Raw genomic sequence first — 20,154 nt, forward strand, 5'->3', positions numbered from 1 at the left:
ATTTTCATACACTTTCATTTACTCCCTGAGGTATATTATAATAATCCAAAACTAGATTTTTTGCAGTATGGTATATTGGCTATTAGTATAACGATCAGCTATACACTAATTACAATGTTATTATTTTTTAGTATTATCCCAATAGAGTTGACTCATTATAGCTATAGTATCTGCCATGAAAGCCGAAGTTCTTAATACCTTATTTCATTCTCTACAATAGGCATACTCTCCGACTCTATATATTCTTTCTCTCATATTTCCCCTCAATTTCTTAACTAAATTATCTAGTCTTTCAATCTCAAATAAACAATTTTCTAAAGTTTCTCTTAAATTATCTAGACTTTCTTCTACTTCCTTAATGTCGTAAACCTCAACAGCTTTAACAGTCTTTTTGCTTAAACATCTTTTATGATAAAAGCAATGTCTTAATCTTTCCAAATCCATTCGCCACATATAAAACACTTTTCTATACTAGTAATTTTCACCTCCTGTGGCACCAACACTAAGGTCAACACTATTAAATCCTATTCTATGATTCCATACAAGGTTTCGGATCATCTTCATACTCTCCAAGATGGCATAATCGATTGAGCCAGAAGTTGTCACACTTATTATGAAAAGTTCTTATTAATATATCTTTTATATCATAATTTTTCATATAAAAATCTCTCACAAAAGCTTATTTTAACAACTACTATTTAACTTCTCATCTCTCTTTTTAATCCATTCAAAAATTTCTTTCATTTCTTCTTCTAAACTTCTACCATTGCATTCTGCCCATTCTATATAATTAGAATAATGACTATTTAATTCATTTTGTGAATCTTCCAAATCAATTTTTAAATCTTCAATTTCTTCTTTGGTAAACTCTTTTGGTTCTTCTTTTGAATATTGAAGTTCTTCTTTAAAGACTTGTATATCTTCGTATATTCCTATAGCATCTTCTAAAAAGTCATATTGAAGAAGATATATCAAGAAAGTTTTGTTATACATCCACGAAAACCCACATCTTTCAAACCAATTTTCAGCATACATTCTTTCATCAGAGCCATTCGAATATGTACCAGAAATAAGGTCACCTATAAAACTTTCAAGCAAATACTCCACCGTAATATTACAAGCACCAGCTTTTTTAAATATTCTTTTCACATCAGCATCAGAAAGATTCAAATTGAACTGTCTCGGTTTAATCGTTTCTATTTCCTTTTTTTGTGTTTCTCCATCAAAACAACATCTCATTTCAATACCCTCCTATGGTCGTTACCATCTTGGTTTCTTCGGATATTTTTTGCAGTATTCATAGCCTACCTCCTCACAGAATCAAAAGTACGCTTTATCATTTCAAGATCAATAGCATTTTTAACATCACTTATATTCATAGCTGAAACTGCGCTATTTTCTGTATCAAACCTATGAATATCTTCTATATCAACTATATCTTGAGTAGCCTTTTCTATCTTCACATTAACCTCACTACTAAGAGCATCGCTTGATTTTCTTTTTTTCATTAAATTATCAATCGCGAACTTAAGCTTAAGCGCCTCAGTGATAGCACCATTTATACTACTAAAACTATTTAACCATCTGTAAAACTCTTGGCTTTCATTGCCCTTAATAACTGGAAGCTTATAGCTTGTACTGCTTCCTGGCCCTAGTATTTTTCTTTGATCTTTCTTTTTCATACTTATCTCACCACTTGAATGTCATCATCTATTTCAAATACTTCCTTTTCCGATTCTCCTTCTAATATCTCGTTGATTTTTCCTTCTAGATAGTATCCCCTAGCATCTTCATATAATGGGTCTAAGGACAGCATAGTCGGCACCCCAGATATAAAGTTCTTTAGTTTATCACCAATCAATTCAACTGTTCCACCTGATACAAATAAAGCTCCAGCTTCACCTGTATCTATCCCCCTTTTCTCAATCTCGTCATAGAACTTTGTTTTAAGGAGGGCTGCTAGATTATTAAATGGTCTTTTCTTTATCTCCTCCAAATTTACAATATTTCCTTTATATCTCACCTTACTGAATTTTCTTATCAGATAATCTACCTTTAGTTTTGTTGTATCGTAGCCATAGTCTTTATATAATACTGCTCTTATTTCATTCAATGCTTTGTTTGATCCAACATTTATGCCAAAGAATCCTATGTCATCAAACTCCATATTAGGCTTCATTATAGCTATATCAGTAGTAGATGAACCTATATTCATACCTATGATCATGTAACCTTTGTCTAATATATCCTTTGCTCTATCGTCCCTTGTCAAATCATCCTTATATGCCATAGAAATCAAAGAAGCTGTACCTTCGGGCTTGTAATACATCTTGGGTACAACTACTTCTATCTCTGCATCATTAAAATTGTCATGCTTAAACACCACCCTATAGGGTACATTCATCATATCCTTGAAGCTTTCCAAAATCTCTGGACTCTCAAAATACTCCTCTGTAGGAGAACCTGTCCCAAGTCTAAATAACACCTTCTTGCTTGCGTTGTTAGGATCATATTGTGAAAAAGCTAAGTTTGTAACCATCTTTATAATTTCATCATAGGAGCTTTCAGCCTCTGAAAACTTAGGAACCCCACTTGCTGACCATCTAAGATCTCCTCGATTATGCATATATGCCATATACCCCACGAAATACCTTCCTAGATACTCTTTATTCCTATACACCTCAACATCTAAAAGGTTATTTAAAGGCCCTTCTTCCTTGTTAAGTGTCCTCCTGTCATATCCTCCACATATAGCATTCATGTTTATTAACTTCTTATCCCTCAGGTATAATTTATTGTTAAGTCTACCTGGATCCCATCCTGCCAGTACTAAATCTTTCATTTATATCTCTCCTTAATTTTAAATATCAACCCTTAAAACATAGATAATTGCTCTGCAAACTCGCTAATGCGGTTTCTTATGAGTGCCTTTTTTTCTACCTTTCCTTTCTTAGTAACTATTGGTACTGTAGATTTTTTCCCTACATACTCCGTTGCTGCAAACAAACCAAACTCCCTAAAGAAATTTCTAACCTCTTGTGCTGTACTTTCCCTTAATGCTCTTACATTAAAATTCATAATATTATACTTAACACCATACAGGGTCAAGATAACCTTGCAGCATGCTCGATCATGATCAGAAACATTTTCTACTTCACACTGTGAATACACAGCTTTATCTACTAGCTCTATATTTAAAGCATAAAATAATCCCTCCAAAGTCTTTCTCTCATCAGACTCTAAGTAATAAGTATACCCACCATAGCTACCCCTTTTACCTATAAGAAACAATCTATCATTTATTTTTATATATGTACTTCCCCCACTTCTCCTATCACTATAAAAATTAAACCCCTGCTCCAGCTTCCTCCTATACCCACAATTATCACTAAGATCACTATCACTATTTACACAAAACCCCTCATCCGAGCATTTTTTATACCTACTGCAACATGATATATACATCGTATCACCACCTTGTTCTCCCCCTAAATCTACGCACCTCTCCCGTAATCATTTGTTAAGGCTTTTTGGTCCCCACTAGTTTGATATTGATTTTTCTCTTTTGTTTTTTTACATTATCAACTGATGTATGTATCGCTTCAGCTATTTCTCTATTGGTTTTATTTTGATTTATAAGCTTATAAATCTGTATTTGCTGAGGGCTTAGTTTATTAAGCTCTTTCTCTGACACATCTATTTTTTTATACTTCTCAATCTTCTTCTTAGCATTTAAAAATATCTCATAGACACAGGACTTGCTTACATTAAAAATCTGACTAATCCTTTCGTAAGAATAATGTTGCTTAACCCTAAACTCTAATACCTCTATTTCTCGATCTGTTAATTTGCTATTCTTAATATCTTCTAAAGCAAATGAATCAAACTCATATAGAATCTTATTATCAAGCTCTTTCTCGGTATTTTTAAGGTCTCTACTAATCTCTCTAGCTATCTCTAAATCCACTACATCATATATAGTCTTGTTCTCTATACTAGACTTCTTATCTATAAATTCATTAACTCTCTTTCTACTAGCCTTACATGAACATTTGATATCCATCCAGCTTGATGTCAAAGGCTCCATGCTATGTCCCCCTTTCAACTCTCTTATATATTTATTCACCCTAGGAGCACCCAGCTCAATACCAGATACTCCTAAGGAGGATTTCTTTTTAAAACAAAGCCCTAAGATCATTGACTAAATATAACAATTAGTGCTATACTAGTAAAAAACGTAGTTCACCTGTAGAGGATGAACTTATTGCTCTAAAGAATCTGAAAGCTTTGGTCGGTGCTCAGATTCTTTTTTCATTTTTATAAGGCTTTGTACACAACTGCGAATATCTATAAGATCCTTTCTTTTGTCATTTTTTAAGATAATATTATCTTGCCTTAATTCCTCAAGTATCTCCTTATTGCGAATTTCAATTCTGAAAGTTTCTTCAAGCTCCATTATCCTTTTCTCTAAAGGACTTAGTGCTACAGCTAGTCCCACTATTTTATTACTCAAATTCTCTATAGTTTTATATGCCCTTCTAAGCTGATTTAACTCCTTTTTAGATTTTCTAACCTCATAGGTCTTATTGGCAATAACTATGTTTAGATTACCTATCTCCTTTACTAGATCATCTATCTCTCCCTCCAACATTTCCTTATCAAGTATAAGTCTTTCAATTGTTCTTTCCATATACACCCTCCTTATAGCTTGTCCTATGGTAAAGGACTACCTCGTCCGTTATCCATTGTTTGGTCTATTTCTTTCATTTTTAAATATGTCATTCCATATCTTCCAACCAACTTTATGATGCTCTTCAAGTATCTTCTCTATTTCTTCTGGGATCTTTGGCTTTGGAGCAACCACATGAACTACAGTATTGCCAAAATAGTATGTAGAATAATAAGCCTGTTCTCTATTTACTGCTTGAGCTTTCATAGTGTCTCCCCCCTTTGTGTAATCTTATGAAATATCCTGTTTGTACTATTCATAAGTGTATAAAAATAATTAGTCAGCTCCTAAATAGTTTTACAGCTTGATTTTGAAGCTGCTTTAGTTCTTCTTTTATTTTATATAGTCTATCTTCTGAATCAGGCTTACCACTTAACTTTAGATGTTCTATTCTTAGTTTTGTTGATTTCTCTAGTAGATTATCTAGCTCTTTGCTTTTCTGAAGAAATAAATTTTTATCGTCTTCCATTTTTAACCTCCTTAATTCATAAAGATAAACTGAAATAGATTGAAACATAAAAGAATGCTAAATTCATATAGTACTTACCTCCCTTCTACACCAAGCTAATATATCTTAATTATCAGTTGGATTTCTTTCACTATCTTGCTTTTGCTTTGCTTCAGCTATTGCTCTTCTTCTTACTGCTTTAGCTAAGATAGATATAAATTCATTTCTTCGATTTTCAGTTTCTTCGTCTGGTGGAAGTACTGTTACTTCTACTAGCTGGGGTATTGGTAATCTTGCCATGATCATTCCTCCTTTCGAATTTTGTGTCGATATTTGTATGAAGGATTTTACCTCTTCCTGTAGAAATTTGTACCAAGGAGGAGGTTATTCACTATGGTTTTAATAAAATACCTGATAATATTTTGGAACAAATATGCAAAACATTAGGCGACTCATTTACTGGTTCTCAAATAACAAACTTTTTAAATCAAGCTAATATTGCCGAAATTTTACCTTCAAATCACACTAAGTGGAAAAGACTATATGCCTCTTTTAGAGAAATTCAAAGTAGTGATAATAGCTCAAATGCTGTCTTAAACTATATAAAAATCGTTTCTCATCCTGTAAACTTTCTAGACCCTACTTATGGCTCATATGATGAGTATTTAAATAATGTAAACAGTGTACTTAGTTTTTAGGTATTATGGTGAATAAAAAAGGTCAACTAATTAAAACTAATAAAGCTGAAACATTAGCCGAAGCTAGAGATAAAGCTAATGAACTAAGAAGAATTATTTATTCTAGAAACATTCATCCTGATATTATTAAATTTTGTAAACCTGAATTAGTTAACGAAAACTATTTCCACGCTGTATTTGAAGCTACAAAAAGTATTTCAGATAAAATACGGACAAAATCAGGTTTAACAGAAGATGGTAATGCATTAATAAATAAGGCTTTTAATGTAAGCAATCCAATATTGGTGATAAATACACTAAGAACATCTTCAGAAAAAAATGAACATAATGGATTTAAAAGTCTGTTACATGGCATCTTCAGTATGTTTAGAAATCCTATTGCTCATGAAGCTAAAATCAACTGGAATATCAATAAAGATGATGCTATTGACTTACTAACGACCCTATCTTTACTACATAGAAAGCTTGATAATGCCGTTAATATAAAAGATTTTCGCTAATACTATTTTTCTCTTTCTACTATTACATTAAAAGAGTCTCTCATATCGTTAAGACATACTAATAGCCCATTTTTATTATTTTTTATCTATACTTGATTTGCTTGTGATAACAGAATGTTCATATTTTCTCTTTCAAGTAATTCCATTACCCCTCTGGCACATTTTAAGGTCTCTATTATTTCATGTCTTGTATATTCATTCTTGCTTGACTTAGATTTAATGTAGTTCAATTTTCTCCTCTCCTTTCGATTTTCTATAGACTCATATGATTTTTATAAGTTTGGGGAAAATAGGATTAGGCTAAAGTTTTATGCTGAAATCTAACTATGCAGTCCTAGTATCTTTTGTTAACCTATTGGTTAATTTACTTTCAAAAAAAATTTCATTAACCGATTGTAAAGACATTTCAAGAATTTCTGCAATCTTTGATATTTCATTACAATTGAACTCTACAAACCCTAATTCTTTTCTATTATACGTTTTAGTAGTAATACCAATTTTTTTAGAGATTTTTTCTTGAGTATATCCTCTACCTACTCTTAAACCTTTCAGTTTATTACTATTCATTCCACCCCTCCTTTATTAACCAATTGGTTAATAATATATTAATATACCAATTGGTTAATGTCAAGCGCAGAATTATAATTTCGGTTACTTTTTTTATCTTTTTTTACATAAGCATTATAATAATGGTTAATAGGAGGTTTTAATCATGGAAAAATTTGTTAAAAGACTTCAGATATTACTAGAAGAAAAAAATATTAATCAAAAAGAACTTGCAAATTATGTAGATGTAACAGAAGTGACTATATCTAGATATATGAATGGTGAAAGAAAACCCAGAATTGAAATTATAAATAAAATTGCAGAAGTTTTAGATACTACTACTGACTACCTCCTCGGCAGATCTGATATAAAAAACTCTGAAGAAAATAAAGTAATCACTAGAGCTTTTCACAGTCTTGATATCGACGGACTTCCTGATGAAGCTATTAAGGAAGTAGAAAAATATGTTGAGTTAATTAAGTTGAAGTATAAGCAACAAGATAAAAGATAAAAAATAAAAAGTAGTACTATAACTCAAATTCAATTTTGAATTTGGGTGTTTTTTGGAGTTTTTGTTGTTAATATTTTCTTTATTTGGTTTCTAACATCATTTTTACTCATTTATGTATATTTTTTAGATCTCTCAGCAACTGTACTAACTACAAAAATGATTAGTTATTTAAGGGGGGATTTTTATGGATATTAAAGTCTTGTTAAACGATCATCTTAAACATTTTAAAGCAGCACCATTCCTATTTATTGGTTCTGGATTTTCAAGAAGATATCTTGGACTAGAAGACTGGAAAGGTTTATTACAACGTTTTTGTAAAGATAATATTAGTTCTTTCGATTATTATTATTCAAAAGCAAACTCAAATTTAGCAATGACTGCTTCTTTGATGAGTAAAGACTTTTCCGAGACTTGGTGGAAGTCAGACAAGTTCAAATCTAGTAGAGAATCGTATAGTGAATACGGCAAGATGACTAGAGAATCTTCTCCACTGAAATATGAAATAAGCAAATATTTATCTGATATCAATGTATTAGAAAATAAAGAATTGCAACAAGAATTAATAGATTTTAAAAATGTAGTTGTCGATGGAATAATAACAACTAACTGGGATAATTTATTAGAAATTCTGTTTCCTGATTATGATGTCTATGTTGGTCAAAGTGACTTAATTAATTCCAATGTACAAGAGATAGGCGAAATATATAAAATTCACGGTTCTGTAAATGATTTCAATTCATTGGTATTAACAGATGAAGATTATCATGATTTCAATAGTAAAAATCCTTATTTAGCGGCAAAACTTTTATCGATTTTTATGGAGCATCCAATAATATTTATTGGATATTCTATAAGCGATAGTAATATTAGAGAAATCCTTAAATCAATTTCACAATGTATTTCAGAATCGGGTCTAAAAAGAATGGAAAATAGTATTTTCTTAGTTGAACCACTATTTAATGTAGAAGAAGATACATTAGAAAAATCTTATATAAACATAGATAATCATAATCTACCAATAACACATATAAAAGCAAAGAATTACTCAGATATATATATACCATTACAATCTTACAAGCGAAAACTAAGTGTTAAACAGCTTAAACAAATAAAATCTCAATTATATGAGATCGTTAAGACTAATGATCCTAATGAAAGAATTGCGCTAATTGATATAGATCAAGATACTAATTTTGCAGATGTGGATTTCGTGCTTGGCGTAGGCATTAAATCTTTTCATGAAAAAGGGCTAATTGGAATTGATAGAGAAGATATTATTGAAGATATTGTTTTAAACAATCGTGACTTTGATCCAATTGATATGGTCAATATATCCTTACCTATAATTCTAAAATATCAATACAGAACTCCATTTTTTAAATATTTAAGAGAAGGCAATTATTTCAATGATAATGATTCTATTATAGAAAACACACCGGCGAAGTTAAAAGATAATCTAGAAAGAGTATCTAGTGAACTTAATAATTATGGTACTCGTAAATTACTTGAAAGAAATCCAGATTTAGAATATGAATATAATTTGAGAAACCCAAACTCTCTTAGAGCCAAAATATCAAGAGATGGAAAAGATTCAATTGATCTGAATAGATTAAAAGACCTATTGGTTGAAAATTATGAAGACTACTGTAGTAATTGCTTAGAAAACGGAAATGCAAGTAACTATAGAACTATAGTAAGAATCTATGATTGGCTAAAGTATACACAAAACTAAATCTAGATATTGAACTTGAAAGTTAAATTATAAGACTGATGGAGCAGCTAAAAAAGTAATTATTTACTCAAATCCAGTTTTGGATTTGGGTATTTTTTAGGCTACTTGTTATTAAAATTTTCTTCATTTAGATAATCAATGTATATTTCCCAAAGTAGACAAAGGAGTACAATTTCGTTAATTCCTAAGTTATCTTAAATTGTTTTTAAAAGGGGGGACATAAAATATGTTAGAAATCATTAAGAATTTTTTTATGATAGATGCTAATAGCTTAGATATTAAAAAATTTATAATTGTACAGGGAATAGTATTTTTAAGTGCTATTTTTTCAGTAATTACTTCTATAAGGAGTGATCATAGAGCTAAAAAAAATACATTTATAAATACTGTAACTAGTAATAGAATTAAATGGATGCAAGAATTAAAATGCTTTATTAATGATTATATTACAATGACTCAACTTAGTGAAAATGCTACTATATATTATGATTTGCAAAAAAGACTTGAATATTTTGAAAAATTGACTATTGTACGTAACAAAATAGTATTGCACTTAAATTGTGAAGGCTATATTGATGAAAAGATTATTCAGAGTATCAGTAAAATTTATACATATATGGAAGTGTTATATGAGATGGATAAATTACTGCAAGAAGATGATAACCACAAAAAGGTAGAGTATATTGTTAAACATTACCATAGCGAAATATTTAGCGAGTTATCTAATGCTATTGAATTAAATAGTTACGACAACATACAAGAAGCTATCGAGCAAGGAGATATATCAGAAATAGTATCAAATATAATAAGTGATGAAATTGGAGAGTTTAATAAGTATTTTAAGAAACTACCAAGAAAAATTACTAATAAAATGGAAAACGAGCATAATGCATTAATAAAAATTACTAAAGTATATTTAAAACTAGAATGGAATAGAGTTAAAAAAGAATCTAAAGGGAACACGAAGTCTGGAATTAAGTTTATATACAAAAAAAAGGTAGATAAAATGCTAAAAAAAGAGTATATTCCTACCATAGACTACAATCATAATAAACTACCAGTTTTTGAGAGTGGAAATTAAAATAAAATCATATAACACAGCAGTTCCTAACAAAAACTTCTGACACCGATTTTGTCAATTAAGGGATAGCCCTTAGTGAACAGAATCGACTCCAAACCGGAGGATGTTTACATCGGGAACTGTGAGAACACTATAAGACATCAGCACAAATGCAATAGATAAATGTTAGAATGGAGGTATTATGAAATACAGTAAAAATACATTAATCACTGCCGTTAGCATTGGACTGGCGGTCCTAAGTATTACTTTTTCAGTATTTGATCATTTTGACTCAATGAAACAAAGAGAACCAGTACTTTTCATTGATGAGCGAGTAACAGAGATCTTTAGTAAAACAACAAATGAAGAATTGCCAATCATCATAACAACTAATGATGGTAAAGAATTAGACGTGCCAATTTATATGACAACAACTGGATTCGGTAATTTTGGGAAAGAATCGATTAAGAGGAGTAATATACTACGAGATATTATAATAACGATTAACAAGCCCAAAGATCAAATTATTGATTTCTCCATAAGATCACAAACAAGAGAAATTGTTGGAGCTGAAATTGAAATATTTGACGAATCAGCAAAGTCAACATCATATAAACTGAATTTTGATATCTTAGAAGAAAAAGATGGAATTGAACTTAAACTATTATTTCTTGGGGATGAAAACATTGAGTTCTCTGTTGAAGGTGTAATAGAAGGCACAAGAAATATTGAGATAATGAAATCTGGTTATTATGTCACAACAGCAGGTCCAAAATATCATTCGGATGTAAAAAATATTTTTCTATTTGAAAAACAATGAATCAAACTTTGATAATAAGTATCTTGAGTTTTTCATAGAGCATTATATTTATGATGACGTCTTATAACAAAACATTAGCAGCCATCCCTTCACCGGTGTAAGCAACACCAAGGAGAAAGGCTTTGAGGGTCCCGTTCAGAGACGTCGCAGACACGAAACATTATAAACCACGCAATAAAAGATGACTCGAATAGTATTGAAAGGATGATTATTATAGAAACTAAACTTCAGTGTTTTGTTTGCAAGCAAACTATTCTAACAGATAGTAAAAAGCAAAATGAAATGGATCCATGTGCAGTGACTGTATTTACAAATGCTGATAAAGATATTAAAGAACAAAAATCTCAAACTTTCTTTTGTCACTATGAATGCTTTAGAAAAATAAATAATGATGATAGCGTGTTATACCTTAATTCTCTTTCAACTCAGAGAGAACTGAAAGAAGAAAACCAAACAATTCATAACTCTATTGAAGAATTTACACAGTTATTATATGAAAAAGCAGATGAGTATGGCATATGGTTAAAATTAATGAAAAATAATGCTGGAGAATGGATTAAATTAAAAGATATAGTGAACCAAGATTCTGAACTAGCAAAAGACCTTGATAAAATAGAAAATTTAATATGCGAACCATTATTAATAAGTTGGCTAGATGATTATTCATCAAAAGATCGTAGTCAACACTATTTGTGGAAGGTAGTAATAATAGCTACAGAATCACACTATGAATTTCCAGTAACACTACTCATTAAGTTAGATAAAGATGATGTTAGATAATTACGACATATAACAATAAAGTTGCTCAAAGATGCTAGAGCTTAAAAGTCTTTAGAAAACAACCTAGATTAGGGTTGAATTTTAATCACTGTTCCCCTACCCTATTCTTGAATTAATTTTGGGGGTTTAGTGTGTTTGATGATAGATTTTTCTTTATTTGGATAATGAATATATTTTATATTTTACAGTATGGTCTTTACAACATTATAATGTCTTTAATAACTAAGTTATCTAAGGAGACTAATATAAATATGGAATTTAAATTAAGATATAAGAGAGAACTAATTGCTTCTTTAATAGGGATAATTATAGCTTTCTATTTATTAGATTTTTATGGAGTTAAGAATCCTGTTGTAGTCAAATGTATTAGTGCCATAGCAGTTTTACTTTTTTTAATTGGTAGATATTTTTATTATGGAGATGAAGGATATATAATAGAAAACGATAAAATCATTATCAAAAATTCAAAGAATAGGTCTATAAGAATAAGTAAAATTAAGTGTATTAATCAAGAATGGATTAGTTCAAGATTCTCAAATTCGAAAGGATCTAGCGCTAAATATTATATTATTTTAAAAAATTCTAGAAATAAATTGGCAATAGATTTGACTTTCCGTAATAATAAAGGACAAACTCTTTTAACAGTACTAGAAAGTAAATTTGATATAAAAGTAAATAGGGTCGTTTAGAACATATTGGACTTGAGCTTTTTTCAGGCTATTTATTATTAGATTTTTCTTTGTATGGTTAATGGATTAATTTTTTTGAAGTAGACAAAGGTGCTGAATGTTGTCAATGTCTAAGTTAGGCAAAATTTTAAAAAAGGAGGATATTATGCCCTTTAATTATTATGAAAAAGAATTTCAAGAAAAATGGGATTGCTTTTGGGAAAATATCATGTTTGTTGAACAGCCCATTAATGATGAAAGAATTGAAATATATATAAAACTTTTAAAACACAATTTTGTAAATGGTGAAGTGCTAATAAAGAAAATATCATATGAGAAAAATTTATTTCTTGATAGGTTTATCAATGAAAGAGCAAAATCAATACATGAAACGACTTTTTTTATCAGATTTTTTGAAAATGAAAACATAAGAAGAATTTTTTCTGACCTGCATATCCCTAAGAGATTGACATATATACCTGATTTAAAGATTATGGATGGAATTACATCGAAATATTCTTTTTTAAAAGATCAGCTATTCATGCCTTTGCTTTGTAATGGTGGAGCCTATTACTCATTTGAAGGACCAAAAGAAGTTGCTGATAAGGTATGCAGACAAATATATGAATCTATCTTTGAAAATAGGTTAAATGATTTCGTTGTATTTTCTTTTTTGGGTTACTGGAACGAATGGTTTTTTGATGTAGCATGGGATTATACATATGTGATTTTTGATAAGAAAGAGAACTTAATTTGGGTACTTGCTATTACTGATACGGATTAAACTTCGCCTAACAAAATATTAGCAGCCATCTCTTCACTGGGTGCACGCACTTTCAAGAAGTATTACTTGTGATCCAATTCATAAACGTCGAGAATACGAGACGATAAAAAACATCTATTAATATCTATAATAGATTAATTAAAGCTATAATGAATAGTTAGGAGGAAATTAGATGAATTATCTTGTTGGACATGGTAAAAGTAAGATTAAAAAAATTGGAGAAGTATATGTAAATCAAATGATCGATGAAGGTAGTAATAAATGGCTATTACCCAGAATCCCTCCAAAATGCGAGATGTGTAATTCAAATGAAATATATAATATTATACGTATTTCTAAGCCCTTTATATTTGTTATTCCAATATATGATAATATTTATAAAATTGTTTGTCCAGAATGTGGTGAAGCAATAGAATTGGAGTTAGAAGAGTATATTCCATTAAAAAAACTAATGAAAGAAAATAAAAACGAGTTAACTAAACAAGGTTGAAATAAATATAATTTATAATTAGTGATGAAAAATAATATAGAAAATCGCCCAGATTAGGATTATATCTTAATCACTGTCTCCACTCCCCTATTCTTGTATTTAATTTAATGAGGTTGAGGGATTTGATGATAGATTTTTTAAGATTTAAATATTATGTCTATATTTTTTAAAAATAGCATTTAGATTAGAGCTATGTCAATATATAAGTCAACTAATATTGTACTTATTTAATTAGAAAGGAGAATCTGATGAATATATGGGATGAACTTAGCTCACTTGGTAGAATTCCAAGTATTGCTAAAATCGGAGGATTTAGGCCAACTGAGAATATGAGGAGTTGGTTTGGAGGAAATTTTTTAACTGCATCGGGTAAAGATTGGCCTAAAGATGATGACGGTTACATGCTTCCGATTATTCAGATTTATGTACCTGATGTTCCTAATGGGGCTAATATTTTTGGCGAGACCCATCTAATTCAAGTGTTCCTTAATAATTCTTCACTGCCTACAAAATTTGAAGCTAAGAACGGAGAAGGTTGGCTCATAAAAGAATATAACAGTATTTCAGAGTTGAAAGTTACAAAAGCCCCCGATGAAGCTAATGTTTATAAAACATTTCCAATAGCTTGGATTCAAAAAGAAAATCCAGACTTTCCATGTTGGGAAGAGTCTTGGGAATACCTTGATATGACAGAAATAAATGAGTCAGATGAGCTAACAAAGAGATTTTTTAATGACTACGGTTCAAGTGAGAAGACAAAAATAGGTGGTTATGGTGCATATATTCAGTCACCCCCCTCTAATGAATATGAGTATATTTTTCAGATCTCATCTGAAGAAAAACCTAAATTTATGGTAGCAGATAATGGGAGTTTCTATATTCTAAAATCTAAGAAAACAAAAGATTGGCATCTTCATTGGGACTGTTTTTAAAGGGCCTGTGAAACATCAGTTAACAATATATTACCCTTTTCTACACAGTATTTTAACTTTTGTTAATCACTTAGATAAATATTAGCCCCGAGGTTTCGGCCTCGGGGTTTTGGTATTTAATACTTAGTTTAAAAAATCAAATTATTTTTTACCAAAGCAATTACTACATCCATTTGAGAATTATGAGACTTATATTCTCCAGCCATTACAAATTGCCAAAGTTTATTACGATCTTCAACTAGCGAAGGATTTTCTTTAAGTATTTCTAGGGCTTTAACTGCGTAAGTCTTATTCTTTATAGAAGTTGTATATCTACCAGATGCAACTCCTTTTACTAACCCTTCTTCACAAAGTCCTAAAAATGCACTTCTTGGGCATCCTTTTTGGGACCCCCAAGAATTCAACACAAAAATTTCAGTAGCAGCAATATCCCAAGCTTCTCTAGGCCTATACTCATCATTCGAAATAAGTAGTTCGACAGCTTTTACAGCAATTTCACTATATTTACTCATAATCTTTACCCTCCTTTATAAATATACCTCCTAATTAGTTATTCTATAAAAATTATATCAATAAATTTTGTTTTATAATCAAATTCGACAATTTTTGGTACATAAATTAGAAATTTATGCTATAATATAGAACATAAGTTCGCTTTGCGAAGGGGGGAATTATATGATTGGAACTGAACAACTAGAATCTATAGTAAATAAAGCAAACATTATAAAAGAATTTGCTCCTCTACCCTACTCTGCTTTGGGATATTTCTATTCTGATGGGGATTTTCACTTAATACTAATTAATAAGGAGATTAGAAAGGATGAAAGACTATATCGAACTATTCTTGCTGAAGAAATTGGGCATTATATGACTACTGTTGGAGATTATACTCCAAGAAGAGAAATGACATATTCAGAAAAAATTGATATCGATAAAAAGGAGCTGCTTGCTCTTAGATGGACGACTGATTTTCTGATTCCGACTGAGCTACTCTTGAAGGCCATTAAAGATAGGTTGGTTGGTAATTTTGAGGAAATGCTTGATTATTTTTATGTTACTGAGGAATTTTTGTTACATAAGCTAAGATTTATGGCCAAGGAGAAAATGAAGTGGGAGATTGATGATAGGAGATATTTGGTTTTGAGTGGTTTGCCTAGTTTGTATGTGTTTGAGGATATATGAAAACCCAGGAAGCCGTTAGTGGTTTCCTAGGTTTGCGTTAAACTTTGTTTAGGAAAAATATCGTGGTATAATATTTCACTTTATGATATGAATTGTTTCAAAATAATATGTTTTGAGTTTTATTGATCAAAATAATTACTCCATTTTATACAAGTATCCATCTGATTTAATCATTACTGCTAAATTCGGTTAATTTTATATCTAAACGTTCATAAACTAAATCTAGCAATTCAGATTTTTCCCCCTCATCAGTCATTTCATTACAGTAACTTACCAAAATTTCTTTAAATTCATGACTAGTAAACATTTCTTTATTGATAATTCTAGAAGAACATTAATTAATATTGCATTTAACTTAATTTGACAATCAGACTTATAAGCTATACCCGATTTGCTGTACACATAGAAAAGTATGTATAATATAAACAAGAAAGGAAGTGTTTAGCAATGGGGAAAAGCAAAGGATATAGTCCTGAATATAAAAAAGAAATAATAAGATTAGTTACAGAACAAGGTAAAAAGGTAAAGGATGTAGCATTAGATATAGGGGTTACTGAAACATCTGTTAGAAGATGGATAAAAGAATATGGTGATCACGGTAAAGATGCATTTCCAGGTAAAGGACGCTTAAGACTAGAAGATGAAGAAATCCGTAGGTTTAAAAAAGAATTAGCCGATGTTAAGGAGGAAAATGCAATACTAAAAAAGGCTATGTGCATCTTCACAAGACCCGAGAAATAAAGTATAGATTTATCAAAAAACATAGTTCCAAATTTCGCGTGGAGAAGATGTGCAAAGTGTTTAATATTTCAAGGAGCGCATATTACAGATAGTTTAAGAATCCTATTACTCAAAAGAAACAAGAAGATGATCAGCTTCTTAGGGAAATAAAACGTGTATATAAGGAATCACGTGAAACTCTTTCTGGTTACTTTATTAGGAGTAATAATTAACACTCTACCTTTACATAATCCAAAAGGTGCTATGGATATTAATCCACTTTTCCCAGTACCTGTAGGTAATACTACTAAAGCTTCCTCATGAGGATTTTCTTGAAAATGTGATTGGATCTTTAAATATGCTTCAATTTGCGGTCTTCTCAGTTTTTTATTTCCTTCAATATAGCATGGTGTATTTAAGAAATACATATAATCCCCCCTCTTATATTATATATGTAAGTTTATTTAACTATTTTTATAAAAATATCTTATCAAAATCAATACAATTTATGATACTATATTAATTATGCAAAATTTGTAAAAATCCTTTGACTAATATTGTCGATATTACACTGGTTTTATCCTTTTTGCTGACCTTATTTTAATAATTAACCACCCTTTCATACTACCTCATTGAAAAGCTATGATAAGGTTGTTTTGAATGACATACATTACATAATGCTTTTAAATTTTTTGTATTACAATTAAATTTATTACCGTCAATATGGTGAACATGTAGACTAGACTTTAAATGACTGCAATCCTTACCACATTCTTCACATTTCCAATTAACACTTTCTCTATATTTATTTGATATATTCCCCCAATTATCTGGATAAACATTAACTGGAGACGTAGTATCGCTATATGTTGGATTTTTATGTACATTACTATCAAACGTACTAAAAAACTCATCAATAGAAAATTTCGTAAAAATATCATTTCTATTCTGGTAATTAACAAATTTATAAGATTTATAATTGAGCGTTCTTAGACAATTCTTGCAGACTTTTAATTCTATTTCTTCCTCTTCCATTATCACATCATTAGTAGCCCTATCAATATAATTAACAATAAATACTCCATCTCTCCTACTACTAACTACATAACGATCATACCTGCCACTATCATTCATTTCTTGAAGTGTCGAACACCATGAGATGTGAAACTTATTTGGATTCTGAATATTATATTGATCTCGAATATAAACTATTACTTTATGTCCCTTATATTCCAATGTATTATCATCACAAATATCAACTTGACTTAAAGGTATTTCAATTCCTTTGCCTTTTTCCAACACTTCTCTTATTTGGATTTCTTTCCAGTCACTAGATACGGTAAATTTGGCAAAATAATCTTTTGGTATACCCATTTTACTTCTAACTCTCTTAAATACATCATTTTTCTTAAAATCAGGTAACTTCATTCTAATCACCATTTTTCTCTTTATATTGTTCTATTATTTCAGATATAATTTTATCAGCATTTGTTCTGATTTTAAATTCAACACGCCTAGATTTTTCCATGTCCTCTTCCCCGTTTTCATTAAAATATCTATGACTATATGACATTCCATTAGCTGTCAAATGTTCAATTAGCCAATCTTGACAATAATTCGTTTTTTCTAAATTCATTACATATTGTAGTACATTTCTTGTTCTTTCCTGAGATAGCTTCATATTATTAAAATAAGAATCCAATTCATTATTGCTACCAGTCCACTCACTTGATGTATATCCTTCTATTCTTATTTCTTCAATATTTAACTTATATTTACTATGGATAACATTTATATATCTTGGAAAAAAATTTTCAAGTATATTTCTAAATTCTTTATTTAAACTCGCTTTTCCCTTTTGAAAAAACACCTCTGGTTCTTGAAATCTTACCGACAAATCTTTTGGGTCTATAACTACATTCCAATTTTTTAGATCATCTTTAAATTCATCATATAAATCTTCATATATTTGAACTCTTATAGTGCTATATGTATTAAGAATCTGTTTTATAGCTTCTTGTTCATTTTCAATTGTTTCTTTTTCATAAAAAATTAAATCTTTTTCCTCATTTATTTTTATCATAAAGGAAATGGCTATAAATAAAAATATTATCATTAATCCTGACATTAAATCAGATATTGAAGCCCAAAGACTTTCATCCAAGTTATCATGAGATCTATTTTTTAAGAGCTTCATTTTACATAACTCCTTCTGATATTCTAACTATTTCTCTTAATTTTTCCGCTAATGGTGTATAGTCCTCTGCAAATTTATTAGAAATAGTAGCTAATTGTTCTCCAAGAGTTCTTAACGATTTACTTAACTCGTCTTTAAGTGTTTCATCTAATTGCTCTACTTTATTCTTAAATATCTCCTCCATTTGTTCAACAATAGTTGTTAATTGTACAGAAATATTTTTTGTAACGTCTGTTACTCCTTGATTCATTTCATTTACGGTCTTAACGACACTATTATTTATCTTGTTAGAAGTATCTTTCATTAAATTGCATTGTGATTTGAATACTTCTTGATTTAATTCAAGTGTTGTAGCCACTTCATTTGAAAACTGTGTTAAAGTTGTATTAAATCTATTAGTGGTATCTTGGATACATTTATTTATTTCTGGAACTGTTATTTTTAATTCATTAGTGATATTAGCTAGAGTAGACGTGCATTCTTTAATATCAGACTGATTACTTTTTACTGCTTCAAGAACAGGTATTAATTCCTGAGATAAACTTATCATTACATTAGCTCTTTCTGCTATACAGCTCATTGAGCTTTCAACATTTTTTATTCCATCTATTGTTATTTTTAGTTGATCAGTAGTTTGCTCTATATGTATTTTATAGTTCTCTTGCCATTCCAATAATTTCCCAACAGCTCTATTTAGTTCTTTAAAATTTTCTCCAAACTGTTCATTGATCTTGGTATTAAAATCTCTTATTACTTCTTTTAATGCTTCAATCAATGACTTGGAGTTTTGTTCAGCCATCGTTTCTGCAAATGCTTTAAATTGACTAATAAGTTCATCCTGTTTTCTGTTTAAATCTGTATTTAGTAATTTTATCTCTCTTGTTGTTTCTTCTTGTTTAGCTAAGTTTCTTTTTTCTTTTTCATCCATTCTTCTAAACATTTCTTCATGGCTTTCAATGATTGACGAGCTTATTATCTTAAGCTCTTTTAAAATTAATGGACCTATATCGTCTTCATCATTTTCAACATCTAAGTTTGAAGGCTTTATTATTTTCATACCAATTGATGAAAACATACCTATTACCGATGTAAAGAATGCTGTTTTCATACCCGTTAATAGATCAACCACACTAGTATCCATATCATTAGCATTAAACTTAAAAAGTGCATAAGTTATTCCTCCAAATGTTCCAAGAACACCAAGCGAAGCAACGATATTAGGAAGCGCTTTTCTTCCACCATAGTTTTCTTTTTTGTAATAAACGAATACAGGAACCGCCATAGCAACAATAGTTAATCCAATAATTATTATATTACTTAACGTCATACTCTCCATCCTCCCAATTTAATACTTACT

Annotated in this window: 29 protein-coding genes; 12 read left to right on the plus strand and 17 right to left on the minus strand. The window is 30.0% G+C overall.

The window, feature by feature from the left end; translation table 11 throughout:
* Positions 1–204: 204 nt before the first annotated feature.
* From N4A68_11835 to N4A68_11880, 10 genes are all read right to left on the minus strand, one after another.
* The gene (locus N4A68_11835; protein MCT4564985.1) at positions 205–438 is read right to left on the minus strand and encodes a hypothetical protein; all 234 of its coding nucleotides are present in this window, start codon (positions 436–438) and stop codon (positions 205–207) included.
* 246 nt (positions 439–684) lie between these two features.
* Positions 685–1,239: a molecular chaperone GrpE gene (locus tag N4A68_11840; GenBank protein ID MCT4564986.1), complete on the minus strand. Its 555-nt coding sequence runs from the start codon at positions 1,237–1,239 to the stop codon at positions 685–687.
* A 65-nt stretch (positions 1,240–1,304) separates the two neighbouring features.
* Positions 1,305–1,682, minus strand: a complete 378-nt coding sequence (locus N4A68_11845) for a hypothetical protein (GenBank protein ID MCT4564987.1) — start codon at positions 1,680–1,682, stop codon at positions 1,305–1,307.
* A 2-nt stretch (positions 1,683–1,684) separates the two neighbouring features.
* A complete protein-coding gene (locus N4A68_11850) occupies positions 1,685–2,842 on the minus strand; it encodes a hypothetical protein (protein ID MCT4564988.1) in 1,158 nt (385 codons plus the stop codon).
* 32 nt (positions 2,843–2,874) lie between these two features.
* Entirely contained in the window at positions 2,875–3,465 is a 591-nt protein-coding gene (locus N4A68_11855; GenBank protein MCT4564989.1) for a hypothetical protein, read from the minus strand.
* Between the two features lie 55 nt (positions 3,466–3,520).
* Complete coding sequence (locus N4A68_11860; protein ID MCT4564990.1) at positions 3,521–4,087, minus strand: hypothetical protein; 567 nt, start codon at positions 4,085–4,087, stop codon at positions 3,521–3,523.
* A gap of 174 nt (positions 4,088–4,261) precedes the next feature.
* On the minus strand, positions 4,262–4,690 hold the full coding sequence (locus N4A68_11865) for a hypothetical protein (protein MCT4564991.1): 429 nt from the start codon (positions 4,688–4,690) through the stop codon (positions 4,262–4,264).
* A gap of 48 nt (positions 4,691–4,738) precedes the next feature.
* A complete protein-coding gene (locus N4A68_11870; protein ID MCT4564992.1) occupies positions 4,739–4,936 on the minus strand; it encodes a hypothetical protein in 198 nt (65 codons plus the stop codon).
* 73 nt (positions 4,937–5,009) lie between these two features.
* Positions 5,010–5,198: a hypothetical protein gene (locus N4A68_11875; protein ID MCT4564993.1), complete on the minus strand. Its 189-nt coding sequence runs from the start codon at positions 5,196–5,198 to the stop codon at positions 5,010–5,012.
* A 105-nt stretch (positions 5,199–5,303) separates the two neighbouring features.
* A complete protein-coding gene (locus N4A68_11880) occupies positions 5,304–5,477 on the minus strand; it encodes a hypothetical protein (protein MCT4564994.1) in 174 nt (57 codons plus the stop codon).
* A gap of 406 nt (positions 5,478–5,883) precedes the next feature.
* Here N4A68_11880 and N4A68_11885 point away from each other — a divergent pair, with 406 nt between their 5' ends.
* Positions 5,884–6,375: a TIGR02391 family protein gene (locus N4A68_11885; GenBank protein ID MCT4564995.1), complete on the plus strand. Its 492-nt coding sequence runs from the start codon at positions 5,884–5,886 to the stop codon at positions 6,373–6,375.
* Between the two features lie 86 nt (positions 6,376–6,461).
* Here the strand turns inward: N4A68_11885 and N4A68_11890 are convergent, their stop codons facing one another.
* Positions 6,462–6,605 (minus strand): hypothetical protein, encoded by a 144-nt coding sequence (locus tag N4A68_11890; protein ID MCT4564996.1) that lies wholly within the window; start codon positions 6,603–6,605, stop codon positions 6,462–6,464.
* Between the two features lie 94 nt (positions 6,606–6,699).
* Complete coding sequence (locus N4A68_11895; GenBank protein ID MCT4564997.1) at positions 6,700–6,942, minus strand: helix-turn-helix domain-containing protein; 243 nt, start codon at positions 6,940–6,942, stop codon at positions 6,700–6,702.
* 145 nt (positions 6,943–7,087) lie between these two features.
* On the opposite strand from N4A68_11895, the gene N4A68_11900 reads away from it, so the two are divergent.
* The 9 genes from N4A68_11900 (at position 7,088) to N4A68_11940 (ending at position 14,698) form a co-directional block, all read left to right on the plus strand.
* The gene (locus N4A68_11900; protein MCT4564998.1) at positions 7,088–7,432 is read left to right on the plus strand and encodes a helix-turn-helix domain-containing protein; all 345 of its coding nucleotides are present in this window, start codon (positions 7,088–7,090) and stop codon (positions 7,430–7,432) included.
* Between the two features lie 199 nt (positions 7,433–7,631).
* Complete coding sequence (locus tag N4A68_11905) at positions 7,632–9,164, plus strand: SIR2 family protein (GenBank protein MCT4564999.1); 1,533 nt, start codon at positions 7,632–7,634, stop codon at positions 9,162–9,164.
* Positions 9,165–9,390: 226 nt separating this feature from the next.
* On the plus strand, positions 9,391–10,245 hold the full coding sequence (locus tag N4A68_11910; protein MCT4565000.1) for a hypothetical protein: 855 nt from the start codon (positions 9,391–9,393) through the stop codon (positions 10,243–10,245).
* A gap of 181 nt (positions 10,246–10,426) precedes the next feature.
* Positions 10,427–11,044 carry a hypothetical protein gene (locus tag N4A68_11915; protein MCT4565001.1) on the plus strand — a complete coding sequence of 206 codons (618 nt, stop codon included), beginning with the start codon at positions 10,427–10,429 and terminating at the stop codon, positions 11,042–11,044.
* 204 nt (positions 11,045–11,248) lie between these two features.
* Positions 11,249–11,824, plus strand: coding sequence for a hypothetical protein (locus N4A68_11920; protein MCT4565002.1), 576 nt, complete (start codon positions 11,249–11,251; stop codon positions 11,822–11,824).
* Between the two features lie 251 nt (positions 11,825–12,075).
* Positions 12,076–12,513 (plus strand): hypothetical protein, encoded by a 438-nt coding sequence (locus tag N4A68_11925; protein ID MCT4565003.1) that lies wholly within the window; start codon positions 12,076–12,078, stop codon positions 12,511–12,513.
* 145 nt (positions 12,514–12,658) lie between these two features.
* Positions 12,659–13,276 carry a hypothetical protein gene (locus N4A68_11930; GenBank protein ID MCT4565004.1) on the plus strand — a complete coding sequence of 206 codons (618 nt, stop codon included), beginning with the start codon at positions 12,659–12,661 and terminating at the stop codon, positions 13,274–13,276.
* 172 nt (positions 13,277–13,448) lie between these two features.
* Positions 13,449–13,766 (plus strand): hypothetical protein, encoded by a 318-nt coding sequence (locus N4A68_11935; GenBank protein ID MCT4565005.1) that lies wholly within the window; start codon positions 13,449–13,451, stop codon positions 13,764–13,766.
* Between the two features lie 248 nt (positions 13,767–14,014).
* Positions 14,015–14,698: a DUF1963 domain-containing protein gene (locus N4A68_11940; protein MCT4565006.1), complete on the plus strand. Its 684-nt coding sequence runs from the start codon at positions 14,015–14,017 to the stop codon at positions 14,696–14,698.
* A gap of 128 nt (positions 14,699–14,826) precedes the next feature.
* Here N4A68_11940 and N4A68_11945 read toward each other — a convergent pair whose 3' ends face one another.
* A complete protein-coding gene (locus N4A68_11945) occupies positions 14,827–15,210 on the minus strand; it encodes a hypothetical protein (GenBank protein MCT4565007.1) in 384 nt (127 codons plus the stop codon).
* 163 nt (positions 15,211–15,373) lie between these two features.
* On the opposite strand from N4A68_11945, the gene N4A68_11950 reads away from it, so the two are divergent.
* Entirely contained in the window at positions 15,374–15,880 is a 507-nt protein-coding gene (locus N4A68_11950; protein ID MCT4565008.1) for an ImmA/IrrE family metallo-endopeptidase, read from the plus strand.
* Between the two features lie 447 nt (positions 15,881–16,327).
* Entirely contained in the window at positions 16,328–16,621 is a 294-nt protein-coding gene (locus tag N4A68_11955; GenBank protein MCT4565009.1) for a transposase, read from the plus strand.
* A 167-nt stretch (positions 16,622–16,788) separates the two neighbouring features.
* Here the strand turns inward: N4A68_11955 and N4A68_11960 are convergent, their stop codons facing one another.
* From N4A68_11960 to N4A68_11975, 4 genes are all read right to left on the minus strand, one after another.
* Positions 16,789–17,028: a DEAD/DEAH box helicase family protein gene (locus N4A68_11960; protein MCT4565010.1), complete on the minus strand. Its 240-nt coding sequence runs from the start codon at positions 17,026–17,028 to the stop codon at positions 16,789–16,791.
* 196 nt (positions 17,029–17,224) lie between these two features.
* Positions 17,225–18,028 (minus strand): HNH endonuclease, encoded by an 804-nt coding sequence (locus N4A68_11965; protein ID MCT4565011.1) that lies wholly within the window; start codon positions 18,026–18,028, stop codon positions 17,225–17,227.
* Between the two features lies 1 nt (position 18,029).
* Complete coding sequence (locus N4A68_11970; GenBank protein MCT4565012.1) at positions 18,030–18,797, minus strand: OmpA family protein; 768 nt, start codon at positions 18,795–18,797, stop codon at positions 18,030–18,032.
* A 1-nt stretch (position 18,798) separates the two neighbouring features.
* Positions 18,799–20,124, minus strand: coding sequence for a hypothetical protein (locus N4A68_11975; protein MCT4565013.1), 1,326 nt, complete (start codon positions 20,122–20,124; stop codon positions 18,799–18,801).
* Positions 20,125–20,154 lie beyond the last annotated feature (30 nt).

The organism is Maledivibacter sp., from assembly GCA_025210375.1.
Classification (GTDB): domain Bacteria; phylum Bacillota; class Clostridia; order Peptostreptococcales; family Caminicellaceae; genus JAOASB01.

Coding starts and splice junctions, on each gene's coding strand:
- N4A68_11840 (MCT4564986.1), bottom strand. CDS start 1,239: ATGAGATGTTGTTTTGATGGAGAAACACAAAAAAAGGAAATAGAAACG.
- N4A68_11845 (MCT4564987.1), bottom strand. CDS start 1,682: ATGAAAAAGAAAGATCAAAGAAAAATACTAGGGCCAGGAAGCAGTACA.
- N4A68_11850 (MCT4564988.1), bottom strand. CDS start 2,842: ATGAAAGATTTAGTACTGGCAGGATGGGATCCAGGTAGACTTAACAAT.
- N4A68_11855 (MCT4564989.1), bottom strand. CDS start 3,465: ATGTATATATCATGTTGCAGTAGGTATAAAAAATGCTCGGATGAGGGG.
- N4A68_11860 (MCT4564990.1), bottom strand. CDS start 4,087: ATGGAGCCTTTGACATCAAGCTGGATGGATATCAAATGTTCATGTAAG.
- N4A68_11865 (MCT4564991.1), bottom strand. CDS start 4,690: ATGGAAAGAACAATTGAAAGACTTATACTTGATAAGGAAATGTTGGAG.
- N4A68_11870 (MCT4564992.1), bottom strand. CDS start 4,936: ATGAAAGCTCAAGCAGTAAATAGAGAACAGGCTTATTATTCTACATAC.
- N4A68_11875 (MCT4564993.1), bottom strand. CDS start 5,198: ATGGAAGACGATAAAAATTTATTTCTTCAGAAAAGCAAAGAGCTAGAT.
- N4A68_11880 (MCT4564994.1), bottom strand. CDS start 5,477: ATGGCAAGATTACCAATACCCCAGCTAGTAGAAGTAACAGTACTTCCA.
- N4A68_11895 (MCT4564997.1), bottom strand. CDS start 6,942: ATGAATAGTAATAAACTGAAAGGTTTAAGAGTAGGTAGAGGATATACT.
- N4A68_11900 (MCT4564998.1), top strand. CDS start 7,088: ATGGAAAAATTTGTTAAAAGACTTCAGATATTACTAGAAGAAAAAAAT.
- N4A68_11910 (MCT4565000.1), top strand. CDS start 9,391: ATGTTAGAAATCATTAAGAATTTTTTTATGATAGATGCTAATAGCTTA.
- N4A68_11915 (MCT4565001.1), top strand. CDS start 10,427: ATGAAATACAGTAAAAATACATTAATCACTGCCGTTAGCATTGGACTG.
- N4A68_11920 (MCT4565002.1), top strand. CDS start 11,249: ATGATTATTATAGAAACTAAACTTCAGTGTTTTGTTTGCAAGCAAACT.
- N4A68_11925 (MCT4565003.1), top strand. CDS start 12,076: ATGGAATTTAAATTAAGATATAAGAGAGAACTAATTGCTTCTTTAATA.
- N4A68_11930 (MCT4565004.1), top strand. CDS start 12,659: ATGCCCTTTAATTATTATGAAAAAGAATTTCAAGAAAAATGGGATTGC.
- N4A68_11935 (MCT4565005.1), top strand. CDS start 13,449: ATGAATTATCTTGTTGGACATGGTAAAAGTAAGATTAAAAAAATTGGA.
- N4A68_11940 (MCT4565006.1), top strand. CDS start 14,015: ATGAATATATGGGATGAACTTAGCTCACTTGGTAGAATTCCAAGTATT.
- N4A68_11945 (MCT4565007.1), bottom strand. CDS start 15,210: ATGAGTAAATATAGTGAAATTGCTGTAAAAGCTGTCGAACTACTTATT.
- N4A68_11950 (MCT4565008.1), top strand. CDS start 15,374: ATGATTGGAACTGAACAACTAGAATCTATAGTAAATAAAGCAAACATT.
- N4A68_11955 (MCT4565009.1), top strand. CDS start 16,328: ATGGGGAAAAGCAAAGGATATAGTCCTGAATATAAAAAAGAAATAATA.
- N4A68_11960 (MCT4565010.1), bottom strand. CDS start 17,028: ATGTATTTCTTAAATACACCATGCTATATTGAAGGAAATAAAAAACTG.
- N4A68_11965 (MCT4565011.1), bottom strand. CDS start 18,028: ATGAAGTTACCTGATTTTAAGAAAAATGATGTATTTAAGAGAGTTAGA.
- N4A68_11970 (MCT4565012.1), bottom strand. CDS start 18,797: ATGAAGCTCTTAAAAAATAGATCTCATGATAACTTGGATGAAAGTCTT.
- N4A68_11975 (MCT4565013.1), bottom strand. CDS start 20,124: ATGACGTTAAGTAATATAATAATTATTGGATTAACTATTGTTGCTATG.